The organism is Actinophytocola sp., from assembly GCF_036002505.1.
Lineage (GTDB): Bacteria > Actinomycetota > Actinomycetes > Mycobacteriales > Pseudonocardiaceae > DASYTH01.
Genome location: NZ_DASYTH010000029.1, coordinates 1 through 3794 on the forward strand (window position 1 = coordinate 1; position 3794 = coordinate 3794).

Sequence of the window (3794 nt, forward strand, 5' to 3'; positions counted from 1 at the left end):
CCGTTGCGAGTGAGTGAGCATTAGTGAGCGTCCTACTCGCAGCTCGCTGTTGCCAGCGGGCGGTCCCCGTCTTGCCCGGTTGTCCGGTGCGGGGTAGACGCCTCGCAGCCACCTGCCCGGCTGGGCCGGGTCTTCTGGTCGGCTCCACGTCCGTTTTGCGTCTCCTGGCCACTCCGGGCGACGTGCTGCTCGAGGTTGCGCGCGGCGTTGAGGTCGCGGTCCAGGACCAGGCCGCAGTCCTCGCAGATGAACACGCGCGTGGCCAGGGACAGCTTGGGTTTCACCGGCTGGCAGGCCGAGCACGTCTTGGACGAGGGGAACCAGCGGTCGGCCACCACCAGCACGCCGCCGTTCCACGCGGTCTTGTCGGCCAGTTGCCGTCTGATCTCGCCGAACCCGGCGTCGGCCAGCCGCCGGGCCAGCCGCCGGTTGGCGAGCATGCCGGCGACGTTGAGGTCTTCGATGACCACCGTGCCGTAGCCGCGGGCCAGGCCGGTGGTGAGCTTGTGCAGCCCGTCGCGGCGCCGGTTGGCCACCCGGGCGTGCAGCCGGGCCGCCCGGTGCCGGGCGCGCTCCCACCGTTTCGAGGGCCGGAGCCCGGCGCGGTGGTCCGGGCCGGCTCGGCCGGACATGGCGCGGGCGGCCGCCCGGAGCCTGCGCGTGGCCGCGTCCAAGTGGCGCGGGTTGGGAACGCGGGCGCCGGTGGACAACACCGCCAGGTTGGACACCCCCAGGTCCACCCCGACCGCCGCGGCGGGCCGTCGGGGAGCGCGGACGGCGCGGTCGACCTGGACCGTGAAGGAGCAGAACCAGCGGCCGGCTTCCGGCCGGACAGCCGCGGAAAGAATCCGGGCCGTGCCGGCCTCCAGCCGGCGGGCCAGCTTCCGGGTCGACTCGTGCGTGCGGATCCGGCCCAGCCGGGGCAGCGTCAGGTGCCGCCGGTCGGCCGCCACCCGGATGGCGCCCGTGGTGAACCGCACCGACGGCCTGGCCCGGCGGCGGGACCGGAACCGCGGGAAGCCGACCCGGCGGCCCTTGCGTTTGCCCGACCTCGACGCGGCCCAGTTGGCCAGGCCACCGGCCACGCCGTCCAGCCCGGTGTTGAACGCCTCCTGGGAGCACTCCACCCACCACGGCGCCACCTCGTCCGTGGCCTGGTTCCACGCCCGCCGCAACGCCGGCAGCGACCAGCCCAGCGCCGGAGTCAGATCCTGGGCGGCGATCCCGTAGCTGCGCTCGGCCGCGCGCTGGGCCAGGTCCGCCCTCACCCGCGCCAGCGCCCAATTGACCGTGAACCGGGCCGCCCCGGCGTGCCGCGCCAGCGCGCGGGCCTGCGTCGGACTCGGATCCAACGCAAACCGGTACGCCTGCCTGACCACCGCGCTCATCCCCGCCCACCGCCGCCGCCCCGGCCAGCCACCGCGGCCGCCGCGGCCGCGCGCCGCCATGTCAACCACGCCTGAAAGCGGCCACCCACCACATCCCCACCCCGCTCACTCGCGCCGCCCACGCCCAGCGCCCCGATCCGGCCGCCCGCCACGGCGCGCCGATCGGCCAGCAACCCCGCCTTCAACCCGGTCAGGCAGTCACGAAAACCCATGACGACGACGATAACCGCAGTCTCCGACAAACCAGCGAGCAACCGGACTCCCGGCACGAACGCCGCCCACACCGGCCCGCCACCGGCGAACACGAACCCGCGCAACCACCCACCCGACCACCAGCGCCACACCACCCACTCCTCCGCCCCCGTCAACGGCCGCCCCACTCACTCAAGTTCACCAACACTCACTCCTGCTCACTCAGCAGGCAACAGTTGGCAACCCCCACCTGGCGTTGGTGGTCAGCGACGCCGCGTCCCAGCGCACCGGCTCGACCTCGATGTCGATGGTCTGGTAGTGGCTGTTGAACACCTCCACCCGGTGCCCGTCCGGGTCGCGGAGGTAGACGAAGAGCATGCCGCCCGGCCCGTGCCGCCCGGGACCGCGCTCGACCGAGTCGCCGTAGCCGCGGATACCGGCGAAGTCGCACGCGGCGAAGATGTCGCGGCTTTCGGAGACGGTGTAGGCGAAGTGGTGGAGCCGCGGGCGCTACCGGTGACGATGGCGAGGTCGAGGCAGGTTCCCTTGCCGTACATGAACGCACCGATGAGTGTGCTGCCGTGAGCGAGATACTCGGAGTTCCGGAACCCGAGAGCGCTGTAGAACTCGCACAGCTGGTAGGTGTCCGGCGCCAGGATCTGGTAGTGGTCCAGCCGCTGGGCGTGGGCGCCCCTGTACTCCTCGAAATCGATGTGCAGCCGCGGCCGCGTCTCCATGGTCGCGCAGAGCTCGATCGGCGTCCCGATCGGATCGCTCACGTGCAACGTCCGGCCCTGGTGCGGCGCCTCCACCCAGGTGGCCGGCAGGTCATGATCCCGGAAGTAGCGGTAGGCGACGTCGAGGTCCTCGTCGAAGAACACCCCGGAACCCGATCCGTCGGCACGTACCGCCGTCCCTCGACTGCTCGAGGATGAGGCTGTGGTGGCACGCCTCCTGCAGGCCGCGCAGATAGCAGGCGGAGTCGTCCTCCTCGGTCACGACGAGACCCAGAATGTTCGTGTAAAAGTTGCGGCTCTCCGCGAGATCGGCGACGGTCAAACGGAGGTGGCTCGATCGGCTGATGTTGAACGGCGGCCGTAAGGTTCACCGGTGGCAACATGGTGAGAACGCTCCTCTCAGTTGCACCACCGAGGTATTGCTATCGATAGCACTCATCAGAAGAACTATGGCTCCTGCAACGCCGGAAGCGCAAGGGTGTGCAGGAGGTCTTTTCAGGCAGAGCGCCTGCGCGCGGCCGCCGGCGGTGCCGTGCTGCCGCGTACGATGAGCGAGCCGGGCGACACCGAAGCGTACGCACTGTCATCGCCGGGTTGGCTGCTCAGGCGGCGGATGAACCACAGCCCGCAGGCCGCGGCCATGTCCCGAATGGGCAGGCTGATCGTGGTGAGCCCCGGCCCCCACCAGGAGAACCCGGGGTCGTCACCGAAGCCGACGACCGACAGCTCCTTGGGCGCCTTGACGCCCATCCGGAACAGCCCGTCCAACACCCCGACGGTGTGTTGGACCGAACCGAGTACGACCGCGGTCGGTACCGGCGAGACGCCCAGGAGCCGGCGTATCGCTTCCCGGCCGTGCTCGACCGAGGACGGCGGTCCGAGCTCAACCAGGCCGGCCCCGCTCCGCACGCCACCCTCCTGCAGAGCTTTGCGATAGCCCTCCAGGCGTTGCCCGCCGGTGGGTAGCTCGGCCGGACCACCCACGTAGCCGATGCGGGTGTGTCCCAGATCGACCAGGTGCGCGGTCGCCTGCCGCAACGCCAGGTGGTCGTCGAGGCCGAACCACTGCGACCCGAGCGACGGGTGCTTGTGCAGCAGCTGCACGTGACGGATGCCCTGGAGCAGCCTCACCGAGTCGCGGTGCGGGCGCGCGGTCGGCACGATGGCGACGCCCGCGACCCTGCTGGCTGATAGCTCACGCAGGTGACGCAGCTCAACCGTCCGATCATCGTTGGTCTCCGCGAGTATGAGCTGGAAGCCCTGAGCCTCCATGATCTTGGACAGCTCGTGGGCGATCGTGGCGTAGAAGCTGTTACGGATGTCGGGAATCACGAGCCCGACGACCTTGCTGGAGGCGCCACGCATCATCCGCGCCGCCCGGTTGCCGACGTACCCCATCTCGGCGGCGGCCTGACGCACGCGGAGCTTCGTCTGCTCGCTGATGCGCTCATCGTCGGCCAGCGCCCGGCCCACGGTG

At 70.8% G+C, this 3794-nt stretch carries 4 protein-coding genes and 1 pseudogene; all 5 read right to left on the reverse strand.

Annotated elements, in window-relative coordinates:
- Window positions 1-32: 32 nt before the first annotated feature.
- Window positions 33-1388, reverse strand: a complete 1356-nt coding sequence (tnpB, locus tag VGR06_RS01455; protein ID WP_327557081.1) for an IS607 family element RNA-guided endonuclease TnpB — start codon at window positions 1386-1388, stop codon at window positions 33-35.
- A complete protein-coding gene (locus VGR06_RS01460; RefSeq protein WP_327557082.1) occupies window positions 1385-1756 on the reverse strand; it encodes a hypothetical protein in 372 nt (123 codons plus the stop codon). The genes tnpB and VGR06_RS01460 overlap by 4 nt, the downstream gene beginning before the upstream one ends.
- Before the next feature lie 46 nt (window positions 1757-1802).
- Window positions 1803-2069, reverse strand: a pseudogene (locus VGR06_RS01465) (VOC family protein); the annotation flags it as partial.
- Between the two features lie 339 nt (window positions 2070-2408).
- Window positions 2409-2639: a VOC family protein gene (locus VGR06_RS43760; RefSeq protein ID WP_414637125.1), complete on the reverse strand. Its 231-nt coding sequence runs from the start codon at window positions 2637-2639 to the stop codon at window positions 2409-2411.
- Window positions 2640-2812: 173 nt separating this feature from the next.
- The coding region (locus VGR06_RS01470) for a LacI family DNA-binding transcriptional regulator (RefSeq protein ID WP_327557083.1) at window positions 2813-3794 on the reverse strand (982 nt) is incomplete at its 5' end.